The organism is Paenibacillus sp. J22P165 (assembly GCF_059692015.1).
In genome coordinates this window covers 98,301-116,050 of sequence record NZ_JCAUAP010000017.1, presented here as the reverse complement: position 1 = coordinate 116,050, position 17,750 = coordinate 98,301, and the positions used below count along the sequence as shown (strand labels likewise).

Annotated in this window: 15 protein-coding genes; 8 read left to right on the top strand and 7 right to left on the bottom strand. The window is 45.1% G+C overall.

The genetic code is table 11. The annotated features are described in order from the left end of the window. Positions 1-12: 12 nt before the first annotated feature. The 6 genes from AC58QM_RS31375 (at position 13) to AC58QM_RS31350 (ending at position 8,235) form a co-directional block, all read left to right on the top strand. A complete protein-coding gene (locus tag AC58QM_RS31375) occupies positions 13-894 on the top strand; it encodes a carbohydrate ABC transporter permease (protein ID WP_497288679.1) in 882 nt (293 codons plus the stop codon). Positions 895-931: 37 nt separating this feature from the next. Beyond that, the gene (locus tag AC58QM_RS31370; RefSeq protein ID WP_497288678.1) at positions 932-2,443 is read left to right on the top strand and encodes an extracellular solute-binding protein; all 1,512 of its coding nucleotides are present in this window, start codon (positions 932-934) and stop codon (positions 2,441-2,443) included. A 73-nt stretch (positions 2,444-2,516) separates the two neighbouring features. Continuing rightward, positions 2,517-3,560, top strand: coding sequence for a glycoside hydrolase family 88/105 protein (locus AC58QM_RS31365; RefSeq protein ID WP_497288677.1), 1,044 nt, complete (start codon positions 2,517-2,519; stop codon positions 3,558-3,560). Between the two features lie 326 nt (positions 3,561-3,886). Further along, positions 3,887-6,157, top strand: coding sequence for a helix-turn-helix domain-containing protein (locus AC58QM_RS31360; protein WP_497288676.1), 2,271 nt, complete (start codon positions 3,887-3,889; stop codon positions 6,155-6,157). A 156-nt stretch (positions 6,158-6,313) separates the two neighbouring features. Then, positions 6,314-6,937, top strand: a complete 624-nt coding sequence (locus tag AC58QM_RS31355) for a TetR/AcrR family transcriptional regulator (RefSeq protein ID WP_497288675.1) — start codon at positions 6,314-6,316, stop codon at positions 6,935-6,937. 92 nt (positions 6,938-7,029) lie between these two features. Continuing rightward, positions 7,030-8,235: a YhgE/Pip domain-containing protein gene (locus tag AC58QM_RS31350; protein WP_497288674.1), complete on the top strand. Its 1,206-nt coding sequence runs from the start codon at positions 7,030-7,032 to the stop codon at positions 8,233-8,235. Between the two features lie 64 nt (positions 8,236-8,299). Here the strand turns inward: AC58QM_RS31350 and AC58QM_RS31345 are convergent, their stop codons facing one another. Next, positions 8,300-9,334, bottom strand: a complete 1,035-nt coding sequence (locus AC58QM_RS31345; RefSeq protein ID WP_497288673.1) for a sensor histidine kinase — start codon at positions 9,332-9,334, stop codon at positions 8,300-8,302. Next, positions 9,331-10,002, bottom strand: coding sequence for a response regulator transcription factor (locus AC58QM_RS31340; protein WP_497288672.1), 672 nt, complete (start codon positions 10,000-10,002; stop codon positions 9,331-9,333). Before AC58QM_RS31340 ends, AC58QM_RS31345 begins: the two co-directional genes overlap by 4 nt. Before the next feature lie 175 nt (positions 10,003-10,177). On the opposite strand from AC58QM_RS31340, the gene AC58QM_RS31335 reads away from it, so the two are divergent. Next, the gene (locus tag AC58QM_RS31335; protein ID WP_497288671.1) at positions 10,178-10,945 is read left to right on the top strand and encodes an ABC transporter ATP-binding protein; all 768 of its coding nucleotides are present in this window, start codon (positions 10,178-10,180) and stop codon (positions 10,943-10,945) included. Beyond that, positions 10,932-12,857 (top strand): ABC transporter permease, encoded by a 1,926-nt coding sequence (locus AC58QM_RS31330; RefSeq protein WP_497288670.1) that lies wholly within the window; start codon positions 10,932-10,934, stop codon positions 12,855-12,857. Before AC58QM_RS31335 ends, AC58QM_RS31330 begins: the two co-directional genes overlap by 14 nt. Here the strand turns inward: AC58QM_RS31330 and AC58QM_RS31325 are convergent. The 5 genes from AC58QM_RS31325 to AC58QM_RS31305 form a co-directional block, all read right to left on the bottom strand. After that, positions 12,819-14,411, bottom strand: a complete 1,593-nt coding sequence (locus tag AC58QM_RS31325; RefSeq protein WP_497288669.1) for an ATP-binding protein — start codon at positions 14,409-14,411, stop codon at positions 12,819-12,821. The two genes, AC58QM_RS31330 and AC58QM_RS31325, sit on opposite strands and share 39 nt — an antisense overlap. Beyond that, positions 14,408-15,118, bottom strand: coding sequence for a response regulator transcription factor (locus AC58QM_RS31320; RefSeq protein WP_497288668.1), 711 nt, complete (start codon positions 15,116-15,118; stop codon positions 14,408-14,410). The genes AC58QM_RS31325 and AC58QM_RS31320 overlap by 4 nt, the downstream gene beginning before the upstream one ends. Positions 15,119-15,207: 89 nt before the next feature. Next, positions 15,208-16,020, bottom strand: coding sequence for a hypothetical protein (locus tag AC58QM_RS31315; protein ID WP_497288667.1), 813 nt, complete (start codon positions 16,018-16,020; stop codon positions 15,208-15,210). Between the two features lie 255 nt (positions 16,021-16,275). After that, a complete protein-coding gene (locus tag AC58QM_RS31310; protein WP_497288666.1) occupies positions 16,276-17,118 on the bottom strand; it encodes an SDR family oxidoreductase in 843 nt (280 codons plus the stop codon). Positions 17,119-17,229: 111 nt separating this feature from the next. Beyond that, entirely contained in the window at positions 17,230-17,652 is a 423-nt protein-coding gene (locus AC58QM_RS31305) for a MarR family winged helix-turn-helix transcriptional regulator (RefSeq protein ID WP_497288665.1), read from the bottom strand. Between the last annotated feature and the right edge of the window lie 98 nt (positions 17,653-17,750).

Sequence of the window (17,750 nt, the reverse complement as noted above, 5' to 3'; positions counted from 1 at the left end):
CGTTTGAACGCTATGCCGCTTAAACAAAGCTGGGGAAGCCGAATATTTGATAGCTTGAACATGGTGCTGTTGATTATTTTTGGTTTGCTTACAGTAGTCCCATTCGTATATCTCGTTGCTGGCTCGTTCGCCACACAGAAGGAGTTGATGACGCGGGGATTTATCTTATTCCCGACAGAATTTTCTCTGGATGCATACAAATATATTTTTTCCACCCAAACGCTGGTTAGAAGCTTGCTGGTTACCATCTTCATTACGGTCGTCGGTACGCTGATCAATATTTTCTTTACATGTTTAATGGCGTATCCGTTAGCACGAAAGGATATGGATTTCCGCAAACCAATCTTAATGCTGGTTGTCTTCACCATGCTATTCAGTGGCGGGATGATTCCGACGTTCTTGGTTGTCAAACAATTAGGGATGATAGATACCTATTGGTCGTTGCTGATCCCAAGTGCCATCAGTGCCTTTAACTTAATTATTATGCGGAACTTTTTTCAGCAACTTCCAGATGGCTTGGAGGAATCGGCTAAAATTGACGGCTGCAATGACCTGGGTATCTTTTTTAAAATTGTACTACCATTATCCATGCCTGCAATCGCGACATTCTCATTATTTTACGCGGTAGGACACTGGAATACGTTTTTTAATGCAGTATTGTACATCAATGACAATACAAAATGGCCAATTCAAGTACTTTTAAGACAAATTGTTATTTTGGCTTCGGGCGGAATCGGGGACTCCACTGTGATGGATGCGGATTATGTCGCTCCACCGGAGCAATCGGTGAAAATGGCGGTAATTGTGGTATCGACGCTCCCCATCCTATTCGTGTATCCGTTTTTGCAAAAGCATTTTGCCAAAGGGGTATTGATGGGTTCGGTTAAGGGTTGAGATATAATAATATGAGAGACATAGGGAGGATATAAAAATGAACAAAAGAAACCAGAAAACAATGGTGAAGGCCGGAGCTTTGCTCACAACAGTTGCACTAGTTCTAACCGCCTGTGGGGGGAAGGAAGAAGCTGCTCCCAAGGGCAATGGTGATGCTGGGGCGAATCAAGGACCCCTGCAGTTGACGATGATGCTGCCAACCTACAGCCCCGAGCAAATGCCTGCAGACAGTTCGGTTCTTAAATCGCTTGAGGAAAAGACAAACTCAAAACTTACGGTATCTTGGGTACCTTCCTCAACCTACTCAGATAAATTAAGCGCAACAGTTGCATCTGGAGAGCTGCCGAAAACGTTTGTTGCTCTGGAACCGAAGGCTTCCAATATTGTTAACGCTGCGCGTAGCGGTATGTTCTGGGAGGTTGGACCCTATCTGAAAAGCTATCCTAACCTGAGCAAGATGTCGGACATTGTACTAAAAAACGTATCAATAGACGGTAAAATTTATGGCGTATACCGTGAGAGAGATCTGGCTCGATTCGGATTGATGATTCGTCAGGATTGGTTGACAAACTTGGGCTTACAAGCCCCGAAGAACGTTGATGAGCTCTATACGGTTCTTAAATCCTTTGCAACAGGAGACCCTGATAAGAATGGTAAACAGGATACACTTGGACTTGCTGTCGGGATGCAGGGGAATTATATAGCTGGATTTAAGGATGTTCTGGTATATATGGGCGGTCCGAATGAGTGGGAGTTGAAGGACGGCAAGCTTGTTCCAGCTCATATGACTGCAGCATACTTGGATACAATGAAGTTTTATAAGAAGTTGTATGATGAAAAAATCATTAATCAGGATTTTGCACTTGTACAAGATGGCCGTGCAGTCATGAATAAGGGGCAAGCTGGACTTTGGATTGATAACATGCTTGACGGAAAAAGCATTGAGGACAACATCAAAAAAGTGGATCCGAATGCAAAAATTAATTTAATCAACCGAATCTCCGGTCCTAAGGGAGAAAAAACACGCGCTGGTGCAGGGTATTTAGGTATGTATGTGATTCCGAAGACGAGTGTGAAAACGGAAGCTGAACTCAAACAAATTCTTACTTTTTTCGATAAAGTATCCGAGAAGGATAATCAAAACCTAATGAGATATGGGATTGAAGGAAAACAGTACACGATTGAGAACGGCGCCTATAAGCCAAATCAGGATCCAAAGATCAAAGCGGAAATTACGGATGGCTCGCAGTTTATGATTATGCAAAATCAAGTTGTCAACTATGGAACCGAGCTAGAAAAGCTTAGCACGAAGCTTTTCCAAGATAATGCAACGATTGCCATAGCCAATCCTGCAGCACCGTTTATTTCCAATACGGAGATTGAGAAGGGTAAAGAGCTATCAAAGATCATTGCGGATGCTACAGTAAAATTCATCATGGGTGCGATCAATGAGTCTGACTGGAAGACAACAGTTGAAAAATGGCAGCAAAGCGGCGGAAGCAAGGTCATTGAAGAATTTAATGCAGAATACGCTAAAGCAGTTAAGTAAAGGGTGTATGGAGGAAGGGGACACAATTTCCTTTCCTCAGCATTTAACTTCAATGGGGGAGGATATACAAGAAATGCCGAAGCTACTTTTCGACGAAGAAAAGGTTCGGTTGGTTATCGACCGGGTCGTAGAACGTACGTTCAAGATGGATTTTAGTTGGGATTGGCCGGGTGGTGTTGCATTTTTTGGAGTGTGTGAAGCTTATGCAGCTACAGGCAAGAGAGAGTATTTAACCAAATTACAAGTGTGGGTCGACGAAAATATGGAGGACGGGCTACCGAAACTATCCGTCAATGCAGTATCAATCGGACATTCGTTGCTCACTTTATTTCAAGTCACACAGAATGACAAATATTTAGATGCGGCTAAGGAAATGGCGGAGTTTCTAACACACGAAGCTGTGCGTTTTGACGACGGTATTTTCCAGCATACCGTCAATTCAGAAACGTATAATTTTCCAGAACAGGCATGGGTGGATACAATGTTTATGGCGGGATACTTCTTAATTCGCATCGGCACCCTGCTTAACAGTCAGGAATATATCGAGGATGGGTTAAAGCAGTACCATGGACATGAAAATTTCTTGCAGGATCCTGTATCAAATTTATACTATCATGGTTGGGACAACATTGTGAAAAACAATCTATCGGGTATCCATTGGGCGCGAGGCAATTCTTGGGCTGCCCTGACAATGGCTAGGGCGCTTGACCTTATTCCAGTTACACATCCCTCATTTATGATTATTGATGGTTCGCTTCGTGATCAGTTGAGTACACTCGTACGTCTTCAGGATGAATCGGGTATGTGGCATACGATTGTTGATGATCCAGCTTCTCCGCTGGAGACTTCGGGATCAGCAGGGATAGCGACAGCGTTGTTAACTCGAGGCCGCTTATATAATAAGTACACACAGAAGTCGGTTGATGGTATCCTATCGCGTATTAGCTCGGACGGTACTGTGACAGGCGTTTCGGCTGGAACGGCAGTCATGAACAATGCTGAAGGTTATAAAAACATACCAGATAAACGCATTCAAGGCTGGGGACAAGGGCTTACGCTGGCATTCCTTGCTGGAGTGTTAGATACGCAAAAGAATCTGTTTGGTAATGGATGCTAAGATTAATAACTTTCTTGTATTAGGTTAGTTTGTTCCCCTATAGGATATACAGATAACAAGATCTGATTATCCTATAGGGGATTTTTTGAATTCACTCATAAACATCAACTAGTGACAACGAGATCAACTCATGACTATTCCAGGATTTACGAATCAAAACAGCATCCGGTACCATATGAACAACTAGGGACTATCGACGTAACTTATGTCTATTGGTATGATTGGAACTGGTGTTTCACAGCTAAATGCGAATGCTACACTTAAGACTAAAATAAAGTTTCTTGTAAACTTGGAATACTGTTAAGGCTCTAGAATTTGGAGGCATTATGAAATTTCGTTCCTCATCTTATTTATTAAAATTAATGTTATTATCCGTCTTAATTGGAACAATACCGGTCATTCTGCTGGGCACATTTGCCTATTACAATTCATCACGAACTGTACAAGAGAAAGTAAATGAGAGTAACAAGCAACTTTTACAGCAAATGCAAATGCGTGTCGAGCAAACGCTTAGGACGATTGATAATTCTGCAACGCAGCTGCTGCAATCACCAGTTGTTACTGGTGCCTTTGAAAAAGAAATATCGAATCACGATTTCGAAATGGTACATCAGTTGTATAAAGGTATCTCTCTAATTCAAACCTATGAGTTAGGGATTAAGGATGTTTTTCTATATAGTTTAGGTAGTAAATGGATGGTTTCAGGCGGCGGGGTTAACGAATATAGCAACCCGGAATTCAGGTCCCAGCTAGAGGCGTTCTCCACCAATCAAGCAGGTTCCTTCTGGACAAGCGGACCTGATGAATCTTTGAACTCTTCCCATTTCATTTACTTTGTGAAAAAATATCCCTTTAACTCTATTAATCCGACGGGGATCATATGTGTAGTTCTATCGTCTGACGTGATAAAAGAGTTTGATGCATTTCAAAACGGCAAGCTGGGGAGCGCGTTTATTTTAGATCAGAATTTCAATATCGTTGATCGTCACGACCGGACTCAGCTTGGAAGCAATATGTCTGGTCAACCCTTTTTGAAGCCCATTCTTGAAAAGAAGAATGCATTTGATCAATATGAAATTGAGCTGGACGGAGAGAAAATGACTGTGACCTACAGGATTTCCTCTTACAATGGCTGGAGCTATGTATCCGTAGCCTCTAACGATCAAGTGAATGCACAGAATAAGATTATCGGTTGGATTACAATGCTTGTATGCATGGTCATCTTACTGGTCACGCTAATACTTGCGTGGATCGGGTCTAAGAAGATGTATAGTCCGATCAAATCCATCTATGCTACTCTCAACAATAGTATTCCTTCCTCGATTGATGAGCGAAAGCCAAATGGGGAACTCCAGGTTATCGGGGATCGTGTCGATTATTTACTTAAGAATCAATCTCTGATTATGAACGAACTCAAGGGGCAGAAAGATCAGCTTAAGGAGTTTTTCATGCAAAAACTGTTTAGCGGCGCTATGCATCCAGCTGATTTTGAGGAAAAATTAAGTTTATACAATTTGGATAAGCCTTGGCCTTCTATGTGCGTACTTGCTGTTCAAATCGATTCACTAAAAGAAACTAGATATGAAGAGTCAGACAGGGATTTGCTCATGTTTGCCATAAGCAATATCGTCGGTGAACTTGTGTTGTCTGAGCAAAGGCTGGTACCCATCGTGAAAGCAGATAGCCAAGTCACTTTGATCGGTTCAACGAAAGAAGGTACGGAATTTAAAGAACATATTTTCACTCTATCTGACGAGATTCAATCCGCTATTTTTCAATACTTGGATATAAAAGTGAGCATCGGTATTAGCCGCTCTTTCAGCTCGCTTACGGAAACCCGGCAGGCTTTGCACGAAGCTATGACATCGTTGAAAATCAGAGTAGGGCTAGGACAAGAGTCAATTTTGTTTATTGAGGATGTACAACCGCAGAAAAGTAATCTTTTTATGTTTCCAAATGAAAGGGAGCAGGAATTATTAGATGCGATTCGCGGAGGAAACTTGGAACAGTCCAATCTAGCATTGAAACATTTTATCGGGGAATTGTTCCAACCGAATACTCAGCATCGGGATTACCAGTTGTCATTACTTCGGCTTCTTGTCGACCTCCTTAAGTTCGGGCAGGATTTGTCCATCTCCCTTGACCGAATTGCAGAAGATGAAGCTTCCTTAATTCAGTCTCTGTTCAAGCTGCGGAATGTAAAGGAAATGGAACAGTGGTTTTGGTCGATTTTTGTACATCCATACATTCAAGAACTAGAGAGTCGTCGAGACAGTCAATTCAAGCATATCTCAGAAGCGATTATTGATATGATTAAAAGGGAATTTGATTCAGAACTCACGCTTGAGGAATGTTCTTCCCGTATCAACTATCACCCCCATTATGTGAGTCGTGTTTTTCGTCAAGAAACTAACATTAATTTCGGTGAATATTTAACACAGTATAGGATTGATATGGCAAAGAAATGGCTTAAAGAGTCTGATATGAAAATTATTGAAATTGCCGAGAGATTGCAATACAACAACTCTGCGAACTTTATCCGCTCCTTTCGAAAATTGGTTGGCATGACGCCAGGCCAATACCGCGAGGAGGGTTAAATTAGGTTTCGGCAGCCTTGGCACTGGCATAGAATTAATATAAGAAGCTGTCGTCGTCGTTAAAAAATGATATGGTCTCTTGCTTTTACAAAAATACTGGTCTATAATTCATTACACGGTCGTTGAACGAAATGACGAAAGCGAGATTTGTAGCTTATGAAAAGAGTTCCGAAAACAAGCCGAGATCTTCAAGCGGCTGAACGCAGAGAGCAAATTCTACTTGGCGCTAAGCAATTGTTTGCCCAGCATGGGTATCATGGGACTTCGATCCGCGCGATGAACAAGCATATCGGGATTACGGATGGGCTGTTGTATCATTATTTTCCCGGTGGCAAACAGGAGATATTAGAGACCATTTTCCATGAGGCTCAGCAGGCTCGCATGGAGCTTATGGACCAGTTAATAAAAGGGATTCACCCAGGCCAGCCGTTGGAAGAAGCGCTATATCTTTTTCTTTCAAGATTGGTAGGCACGCTAATTGGGGATCCAGATTTCATGAAAATTATGCTGCGGGATTCAGATAATATCTTATCCGAGGATAAGAATTTTATGACGCAGTTGATTTTGCAGCGGCACGCAGCGTTAACAGAAGCATTGGCGAAAAGAGCTGAGGTTGGAGAAATCCGAGAGATGGACTTTGGCTTAGCAGCCAAACAAGTAATATCCATCGGAATGATGGTTGTTCTCGGACAATTCACAGCCGTGAACATGATAGAGACTGACCTCGATAGTTATTTGAAAAGAATGATCGCTTTCACCGTATCACTTTGGAGAAAGTGATTCTTTTTTAGTAATTTCGTTCACACAACGTTGAATGAAAAATATGACGAATTACAACATTATACGAAATATGAATCTAAGGAGGCATTACAATGAATCATTTTTTTAAACAAAAACACCCGTATATCGCCATTATTGCCGTGTTCCTCGTCATTCTTCTGTTGGGTATTGCTCAACTCGGCTCAACCGTGAACCCGGTGCCTAAGAACTTACCTGTAGTTCTCGTTCAAATGGATGCTGGTGAGAAGCTTCCGACTGGCCAAGAAATGAATTTCGGTAAACTGATTCAGGAGAAAATAACCGCTGCTCCAGCTCAAGCTGACACCGTGTCTCCACTTAAATGGACAACATTGGCCAGTGAGCAAGAGGCCATCGATGCGATGGATCGCGAGCAAGCTTATGCAGCAATTATCATTCCAGCAGACTTCAGCCATAAGTTAGCAAGCTTGTTGTCTCCGCTGCCACAGGCGTCAGCTGTAACGGTATACGTGAACCAAGGGATGAATAATACCGCGGCTACGATGGCTAACGGTGTACTGAGCCAAATCCTTAATGGCGTTAACGGTCAAGTGAGGGAGCAGCTGTTAGCGCAAGTCAGCCAAAGAGGCGGCACGCTCACCGTTGACCAAACCAAAGCATTCGCATCACCGATCGTTATCACGAGTAAGAATGTGAATGCCGTAGGCGCGAGTAGTGCGAATGGTAATGCACCTGTTGTGTTGACTCAGCTTGCTTGGTTTGGAGCCATGGTGACAACCTTACTACTTTTCATGGCAGCTGGAAAAGCAACACAAACGGGCTCACGCTCGCATCGCTTTGGTATTCAAGCTTCCCAATTGCTTAGTGGTGTCGTAATCACCGCGGCTTCTGCTGCCAGTATTCTGCTTGTAGCGGGAAAATGGCTGGGCTTATCCATTCCAAATTACTGGGAGATTGGTTTATTCCTTACTTTGGTCGGTTTCGCCTTCTTCCTGTTACAAACGGCCGTTGTCAGCTGGCTTGGTTTAAAAGGAGTGCCGCTATTCGTGCTCGTGTTCTTCTTCGGCGCACCGGTGCTGTCTCTACCAGCCGAGCTATTGCCAACACTCAGTCATGACTGGCTATACTCTTGGCTGCCGCTTCGCTTCTCGGCGGAAGGACTTCGTGATTTGTTCTACTTCCGTCAGAATTTGAATTTGAGCAGTCCAATGTGGACATTAGTCACCATTAGTGTCGTAGCCGTTGTGGTTATTTTCTTATCTCTGTTGAAAAAGCACGAGCAACCTGCAGCCAAGGTTGAGGCTTCGCGTTCTATGTAACGAGGAGGGCCGATGACAATAAATAAGCCTCTAACCTGACATTCAGGTTTAGAGGCTTTTCTATTTAACGCAAATCATTATAAGATTGTATCTTCATAAAGTGAATAGTAACCGCGGTTCCTTTCCCTTCAGTACTACTAATGGAAAGATCATGCCCCAGCTTGATCGCCATTTGCTTCGCTAAGTAAAGCCCCATCCCCGTAGAGCGGCTGTGTGTTCGGCCATTTTTCCCCGTGAAACCTTTATCAAAAACCCGACTCAGGTCAGCAGCATCAATGCCTATCCCTGTATCTTGTATAATTAGCCGCTTCTCGGAATCGGTTTCCTCCGAACGGAAGCTAATGATACCGCCATTGTCGGTGTAAGTCACGGCATTCGCCACAATCTGATTTAAGATATAGCTAAGCCACTTGCTGTCACTGTTCACGTAGTGAGTAAGCTCTTCAATATCCGGACGAATTCGTTTGGCAATAAACAGCTTCGCGACTTTCTTGACACTCTCTTTAACAAGTGTGTTAAGCGACAATTCAGAGATGAAATAATCCCGTGAGAAGGAGTCAATACGTGAGTAGTAGAGTGCTTGCTCGACATAGCTATCGATCTTGCTCAGCTCATCTTCGAGTTTATCTACGAGGTATTCAGCGGTTTTACCAGCGCGGTTCTCCATGATGAGGCGGCTTGCGGCAATGGGCAGTTTCACTTCATGAATCCAGGAGAGGATGAATTCCTGATGATTGCGGATTTCCGTGTGCAGGAGTTTTGTCTCGTTCGCTTGATCCTTTGAAAGCTGAATCAGCAGCTGGAGATAGATCTCTTGCTCGTTCGATTGAGGTTCAGGCATCGCCGCGGCGACCCAATCTTGTTGATCGCTTTTGCTCTGAAACTCCTGAAGCTCTTTGTAGAAAGACTTTCGGTAGAAGTAACCGATAGTTATATACAAGGCTGCAAATAAAAAACAACCTGCATTCGTGTAGGTGATATTATTAAGGGCAGCCTGACCTTTTACACTGACAAGCATAATGAGTGAAACGAATAACATCGTCAACGCATACATGCCCATGAAATATCGTTTATCCTTCAGATAAGAGAGAAAGTTCATGGAATCATGTACCCTTGTCCTTTCTTGGTTGTGATGAAATCATCGCGTCCAAGTTCTGCAAGCTTTTTGCGTAGGCGGGTAATATTAACAGTTAACGTATTGTCGTCGACAAAGCTTTCGTCTTCCCAGAGCCCTCGCATCATCTGCTCACGACTAACGATTGCGCCTTGATGCTGCATGAGAATGGTGAGAATCTTGAACTCATTTCGGGTCAGCTCCGACTTCTGATCTCCACAAGCAATATCGCCATCCTTCAAATTCAGGACGATACCATTATGCGTCATCACATTAGCCGAAGTCTCCATATACGAGTAGGTTCTCCGCAGCAGGGCATTGATTTTGGCGACTAGGACATCTGTGTAGAAAGGTTTCTGGATAAAGTCATCGCCACCCATATTCATCGACATGACCATATCCATAGGTGTGTTGCGGGAAGAGAGGAAAATAATTGGGACGTTGGATAGTTCTCTGATTTGGCGGCACCAGTAAAAACCATCGAACGCAGGTAAATTGATGTCCATCAACACAAGATGTGGATTCTCGTTGACATAAAGAGTGAGTACGGCGTCGAATTGATCCGTAATCACCGTCTCAAATCCCCAGCGGCCTAGTGCTTCAGCCACCGTATCGCGTATCGTTTTATCATCTTCCACAATCATAATTTTCACAGATGGAACCTCCTAAGTCCTGACAACTAGTGCGATACCAGAAATGGTAGCACAATCATGACAAAATTGTAAGGTAGCGCGAGGACTTGTAAGTTACTTCGATGGTTGAGCAAATGAGGAGGCTGTAAGATAGAGCTATAAGATTCAAACCATGTTTATTGGAGGAATAACCGATATGAGAACGATTGTTGAAGCGAAGCAACTGAAGAAGGTTTATGGTTCCAAAGGAAATGTATTTACCGCGTTGCAGGATATTGATTTAACCATTTCCCAAGGGGAATTTGTCGGTATTATGGGGCCATCCGGATCAGGCAAAACGACCCTGCTGAATATGCTAGCTACGATCGATCAACCCACCTCGGGGGAAATTATGGTGGACGGAGTAAGTCTGATGAAGATGAGGGAGGCCGAGCTGGCGACGTTTCGCCGCGAGAAGCTGGGCTTCATTTTTCAGGATTACAATCTGCTGGATACCTTGACTGTGAAAGAGAATATCCTGCTTCCGCTCGCTCTAGCGAGAATGAATGTGACTGAATTGGAACGCCGTGTAGAGGTGATTAGTAAAAAGTTCGGGATCGATCCGCTGCTAGATAAGTATCCGTACCAAATCTCCGGCGGGCAAAAGCAGCGTACAGCAGCATGCAGAGCCATCGTCTCGAACCCTAGCCTTGTGCTTGCGGATGAGCCAACGGGGGCACTGGATTCCAAGTCAGCGACCGAGCTGTTAGAAAGCTTGCAGAGCTTGAATGTGCAGGATCAGTCAACGATTCTCATCGTGACACATGATGCTTTTGCAGCCAGTTATTGTACACGTGTTGTTTTTATTAAAGATGGTAAATTATTCACGGAGTTAAATAAAGGGACGTCCTCACGCAAGGAATTTTTCAATAAAGTCATGGATGTGCTCTCGGTGCTAGGGGGTGGGGCAAGTGACCTTATTTAGTCTGGCCAGAAGGAATGTCCTCGGTAATCTGAAGAACTATTTGATTTATTTTATCTCAATGATTTTCAGTGTGGTGATCTACTATACGTTTGTATCCTTGCGGTATAGCGAAGAGATTGCAGCAAATATGCAGAAATGGGAGGGCATGAAGTCCGTCTTTACCCAAGCCTCCATTATTCTCATCTTGTTTGTAGCGGTATTTATCTGGTATTCCAACTCTTTTTTCACCAAAAAGCGGAAGAAAGAAGTCGGCCTATACGCCCTGCTTGGCGTGAGGAAGCGTAAAATCGGTACGATGTTATTTTATGAAAATATGATGATGGGGATAGGCGCGGTGGGCGTGGGGATCGTACTAGGCACGTTATTGTCTAAGCTGTTCGCGATGATGTTCCTCAAGCTGTTGGATTCCACGGTTGAAGTCAGCTTTAGTATTTCGTCCGAGGCGATTGTGAACACACTCATCGTGTTTGCAATCATCATCGTGGTGACGTCAATCCATAGCTATCGCTTGATTTATCGCTTTCAGCTCGTGGAATTGTTCAAAGCGGAGCAGGAAGGGGAGCAGGTACCGAAGCCTTCCGTTTTCTCGGCCGTTCTTGCCATCGGACTCATTATTCTCGGTTATTGGGCCGTGTTCCAACCGATGACGACCTCTGCGCAGATGGGACGGAATTTCCTCATTATTTTCGGCAGCTTGATTGCTGGTACTTACCTGCTGTTTCGGTATGCACTTATTTACATCTTGAAAATCGCCCAAAAGACGAAATCACGCTACTATAAGGGCATGAACATGATCTCCACGGCCCAATTGATTTATCGCATTCGCGGGAATACACGGATGTTCACTTTGATAGCACTGCTTAGTGCGTTGACGCTCTGTGCGGTTACGGTAGGTTCAAGCGCGTATTTTACAATCACGAATGACGCATCAGATGAAGCACCTTTCAGCTACATGCACATTTCGCAAGGAACAAACTTTGATCGGCAAGTTCTCACGATATTGGAGCAGGATGAAGCACATCCGATCTCGGAAAAGCTAGATGTTCCGATTATCCGAGTGAAGGCGGACGTGACTGATTTTTATTATCATCCATCGAGTTATGATGCAAAAGCTGTTCCGATTAAGCTCATTTCGGCCTCAACGTACAATAAGACTTCCGATGTGTTGAATCGACAGGGCCTGATTGAACTGAAAGACAACGATATCGCCGTCATTCAGCCTAGATATGCCACTTTTACCGATAATGAGGTGGTAGGGAATACAATTTCGTTCAACTCTCAGGCGGGTAGTCAGACCCTGACGGTGAAACAGCGCATCGTAGGCAGAGTGCTCCCGTGGAGCTTCCCGGATGCTTGCTTCATCGTGAGCGATAGCCTGTATGCGAAGCTGGTGCCAGGTTCGGATGAAGTGGTATACAAGGGTTATGTGGTGAAAGATCAATCTTCGACGAAGCTAACCAGCGATGCCCTGATGAAGCTGAAAACTGACCAGAACGGAATGTCCTCGTATTACTTTCAGTATCGTCAAAACATGGAATCCGCAGGTATGGATATCTTCACGTTAGGGTTCCTTGGACTTGTTTTTCTAGCCGCGACGGGGTGCATGATTTACTTCAAACAGCTCACGGACGCAAATGAAGATAAAGAACGCTATACAATTTTGCGCAAAATCGGTGTTAGCCGCAAGGAAATCCGGACGACTATCGCCAAGCAGACACTATTCGTGTTCATGCTGCCTCTTTTGTTAGGCGTTGTGCACAGCATCATGGTTCTCAAGGCATTAGCGACGATCCAATTGATCGGTGGAAATCTACTCATCCCGATTCTAGCTACGACGATCATTTACGCGGCTATTTATTTTTGCTACTTTGTGCTATGCCTCAGTGCCTCTAACCGTATTGTCAGCAGGTAAAATGGTAAACGTGACAGCATTGCTTTCATTTGCAGCACGAACGCTCATCGCGTGATGATCCATAATTTGTTTCACGATGGCCAGACCGAGACCGAATTGCCCTTTGCCGCCAGTGCGGAAAGGTTCGAACAGGTTATCCGCGATGTCTTGATCCAGCAGCGGTCCATCATTACTCATCCGAATTTCAAAATGAGGAGCGGGCTTAACGCTGATATGAATGCATGTTTCGGCGTAACGGAGTTGATTGTCGAGCATGTTTTCTAAGGCGATTTTCCACTGCTCTTGATCACCGATCAATGTGTGCGGAGCGAGCTGCAGCTCCCAGTCAATCTCGGGACGCCGATAGCGGAGACGTTCAACGACATCTTCGATGACAGCTTTAATATCGAACGCATGGAAAGGCTTCTCCTTGGCCGTGAAATAATTCAACTTGTTCAACAGTAACAGATCGCGAATGCGCTTCTCTAGGCGTTCGCCTTCTTTCATTATGACGCCGATACTCGCGCTCAGCGTGCCTTTCGGAAAAACACCGTCTTGGATGGATTGCGCATAGCTGCGGATCACCATAACCGGTGTTTTTAGTTCATGCGAGGTGTGCTGCAAGAAGAATTGTTGCGCATGATCTTGCTTCACAAGCCGCTGGCGCATGAGCTCGATGGCTTTGCCTAGGCGACCGATCTCATCTTTACGGCGGCCTGTATCGATGGGCTCATGCCAATCGCGCTTGGCCATGCGGCCCACATGCTGCTCCATCTGAACGAGCGGGCGTGTGAAATAGCGGGCCAACAATAAGCAGGGAAGCCAGCTGGCTACGATTAGGCCTACCATCAGCAGCATCAATCTGCCGAACATCGACATAATCAGATCGTTGCGGTAGTTGCCCCAAGCGTAGGAAACGATAAAGTTAGGGGTTCCTTGGGTGACCTCTTTTCGAATCACATAGAAAATGCTTTTGTTGTCAATATTGCGTGAGTACTTCTCCACGGGCTGCAGCTGGGCTAAGGCATCTTTCTCCATAGCAGCCATGAACGGCTCTGCCGAATGGAGTGTTGTAGTGGTAGCCGTTGTAGCTGCGATGGCTTGAGCTGCTTGTGTACCACTAATGGTGAAATGACGGATGGATGGGCCGGTCAATGTACTTTCCAGAGGAGCTGTGATCTGAGCAGATAACGTAGAGACAGCTGTCAATGTGCCGACTGAAGTGCTTATGCTCGGCTGTGCCCCCATATTGACCGTACCGCTGGCATCGCCACCAGGCACAACAACGACACGGGTACCAAGAGTTGGCTGTTCCTGCGACTTTGTAAGGTCTACAGGTTGTTGAGCAATAGGTGCAATAGGAATTGCAAAAGCAGGGCGAGGCTCTGCTAGCGTTGCTTCCACTTGGAGACCACTTTGGGTATCCAGCAAAATACTATAAAGCTGTTCGGTGAAAAAGCCCTTCAATGTCCAGGGCAATAATACCGCGAGCAGTGTGAAAATCAGCAGGGTTAATGCAGCGAAGGCACTCCATAATTTCATAGCGAGCGGCCACTGTCCTAGTCGAAGACTCATGATTTCACCATCCTATACCCGTATCCGTATACGGTTTCTAAGCGAAGCTCAGGTAACTTGCGGCGGACTCTCCGCACTAAATCATCGACGACACGATCAGTGCCAAAGTAGTCGATGCCCCATACCGAGCGCAAGACTTGTTCGCGTTCAAGGACTTGTCCTTGATTTTGGACAAAATAGAGCAGCAGCTCAAATTCTTTCGAAGTCAGATCTAGCGTGTTGCCATCCAGATCGGTTACTAATCGCCCGGGTTCGTCGATGGTGTAGGAGGCGAATGTTGTGGCTGGCTTCACTCGGCGCTCGGAAGAAGCAACCAGAATCCCGTTTCCTTGGTGGCTTTGGCCAGCATAGACACGTTCCAAAAGCTTGCGTGAACGAATCACAAGCTCACGAGGCAGGAATGGCTTGGCCAAATAGTCATCGCTCCCAAGCTCAAGACCAATAATGCGATCGATATCGGCATCGCGGGCGGAAATAAAAATGACCGGCTGCGTCGGTTGATCGGCTTTAATTTCACGCATGAGCTGGAAGCCGTCTACACCAGGCAGCATAATATCGAGGACCCACAAGTCCGGCCGCTCCGAGATTGCTTCTCTAGCTGAGATTCCATCGGGGAACGAACGCACCTGCCACCCCTCTTTCTCCAAATAGGCCGCTAATACGCCTCGTAAATGTTCTTCATCTTCTACTAAATAGATCGTATACATCGCATATCACGCCTTCCATACCTTCTATAACATGAGGAAAAGTGGAGCCGAATCGCATCATATGCGACCGGATCCACCTTACTTACCGATTATTTTTTCTCAGCTTCTGTTGCTGGTTGCTCTTTGATATTTTTAATCATTTCACGCATGTCTTCTGTGCCCTTTACAAAATCCTTTAACAAATCTGGCAAGATCGCACGGATCGCTTCTGCATCATCCGCTTCTACCGCCTCTGTTAATTTTTGTTGAAGTTTCATGCTCTCAGACTCTACAGGCTTAGCTATCATTATATCACTCGTAACTCCAGCCTCAACTGGAAGAAGACGGGTAATCTGCTCTGGAGCTGTTCCATCAAACGACTTCGTTATGCTTGTAAGGAAGCCTTTTGTAGGATGAGTTACCCCCTCAGGCAGATCTTTGATCTCGGTAGCTGTGAGCGTAGGTAATGATGGCAAAGCTTCGATAGCTTTTCCGCCTTCAAATGAAGTTACTAAAGTAGCGCCTTCAGCAGGGATTGCTTGTACAGAAACATCCGACGTAGCATCTTTACTTGAAAACGTTATTGTCTGAGCGAAGGATGGTTTGGGTAGATCCGCTTCTACTTGCTTCCGATCATCGAGTGCTTTTTTCCAGTCAGCAAGAGTATCTGGTGCGTACGTAGTAGCAAGCATTTTCAAATAGTTGCGCTCATGAGCAGGTGAGTTAAGCAAGCCTGCACTCGAAGAGCGGAAGTGAAGGGCTGGCACTGCTCCAACAGCCTTTACCATTTGTACCGCTTTGGCGGTGGGGTGTACTTCACTTGTTGTATCTGCCGCAGATGCACTTACTGCACCGAATGCGATGGTTGTCATAATAGCTAGCAGGCTCGTTTGAACGGCGCGTTTCTTCCATGTTGTTTTCATAGTGTGAAAACTCCTTTCGATTTATGTAGCGTGCAGGGATGATTGATTTCCCTTACACCCTTACTGTACCGAAAGATTATGGACATCCTATCGTAAGATTGTGGGAAATTATGTGTTTACGCAAAAAACCACCCCAGAGGGAGACCTCGGGGTGGTGAAGTGTAGCGTAGTGTGGTGTGGTGCTCACAATTACACTTACACGAGAGATTCAACTAACATGTGAAACCTGCAAATCTGCAGGTTTTCAAGCGACCCTTACATATTCAAATGCAGCTTCCGTGTATTTAACACCCCTGCAAGGCCAGTTGGATCTTGGCTCACTTTATATTGCACGAAAGCTTCAGCTTGCTCGGAAGTGCGTAGTCGGAGTGGTTTAGGCTCCATCACGGTCACAAGTTTCACGACAACGTCGGCGACGGACTCGGAAGTTTGCGGGACTGAATTACGTTTGGCGAAGGTATCTATATACTGGGTAAGAATCGTCTTGTAGTCATCTTCTAGGATGCCGCCGGTTTTTTGAACATGGCTCATTACCGTAGCGTTAAAATTCGTCGCAATCGCTCCAGGCTCAAGCAGCGTGACGTCGATACCGAAAGCAGGCTTATAGTAGGTAGCTAAGCTTTCAAGCAAGCCTTCAACAGCAAATTTCGCTGCGCAGTAGATTTCATTGAAAGGTTGACCGACCAAGCCGCCAACACTTGTTGTTGCGATAAGATGAGCGGAATCCGATTTGCGAAGCAAGGGAAGTCCAGCCCGAATCGTATGCATGACCCCATAAACATTCGTATCAAATACGGATTGAATCTCTTCGAAGCTAGCTTGACCGAGTGCCCGCAGGAAACCGAAGCCTGCATTACAGAGGAGCACATCCAGGTGCCCATGCTTCTGTTCAATGACGCCGAAGGCTTTTTCCATCGAAGCCGGATCCGTTACTTCCATTTCCATAAAATGAAGATTCGCGACGCCAGCATACTGATCTTGATCCCGAGTGACATTGCGCGTACCTGCATAGACCGTCCAGCCAAGCTCGGCAAACTTCAGGGCGGTTGCAAGTCCGATACCTGAGGATGCCCCCGTAATCGCCATAATTTTATGCATATGATGAACTCCTTATGTGTTTATTTATTTAACTGTTTAGAAACTAAACAATACAACTGGATATCGAATTCGTCAACTGAAAAATGAAAAACCCCAACCTTTGTTGGGATTTTAAACAGGCATTTTAGCTAATAGCTGTTGCAATGTCGCGAGCTCTTCCTCTGTATAAGAAGTAAAGAGTTGTTCGATTCTGGTATTATACGCAGCGAGAATGTTAACTATGAGCTCATTTCCTTTATCCGTCATCTGCAGGAAGTGACTGCGGCGACTTGTCGGATGGGGTTTGCGGACGAGAAGTCCCTGTTCCTCCATTTTATCCAACAGCTGTGTAATCGCTCCTCGGGTTAGCCCGAATTCGTTGGCAATATCGACGGCAATGCAATCGGGATGCTTACGCAGGTACTCTAAGACGTACATCATGATCGGTGATATTTGAAATTGAGGTAGCACCTGCGTTAGGTAGGAGGAAATGACATTCTTGATCTCGCGAAATTTGGTCGTCATCCATTCATGTTCAGGTTTCATAGGTGTCATACAAAGCCGCCCTTTATCATTTAGTCTAAATCAGTATGCCAAAAAAAATGACCCACAGCAACGGGCTGTGGGTCTAAGTTTATATATTTTAAAGGGGG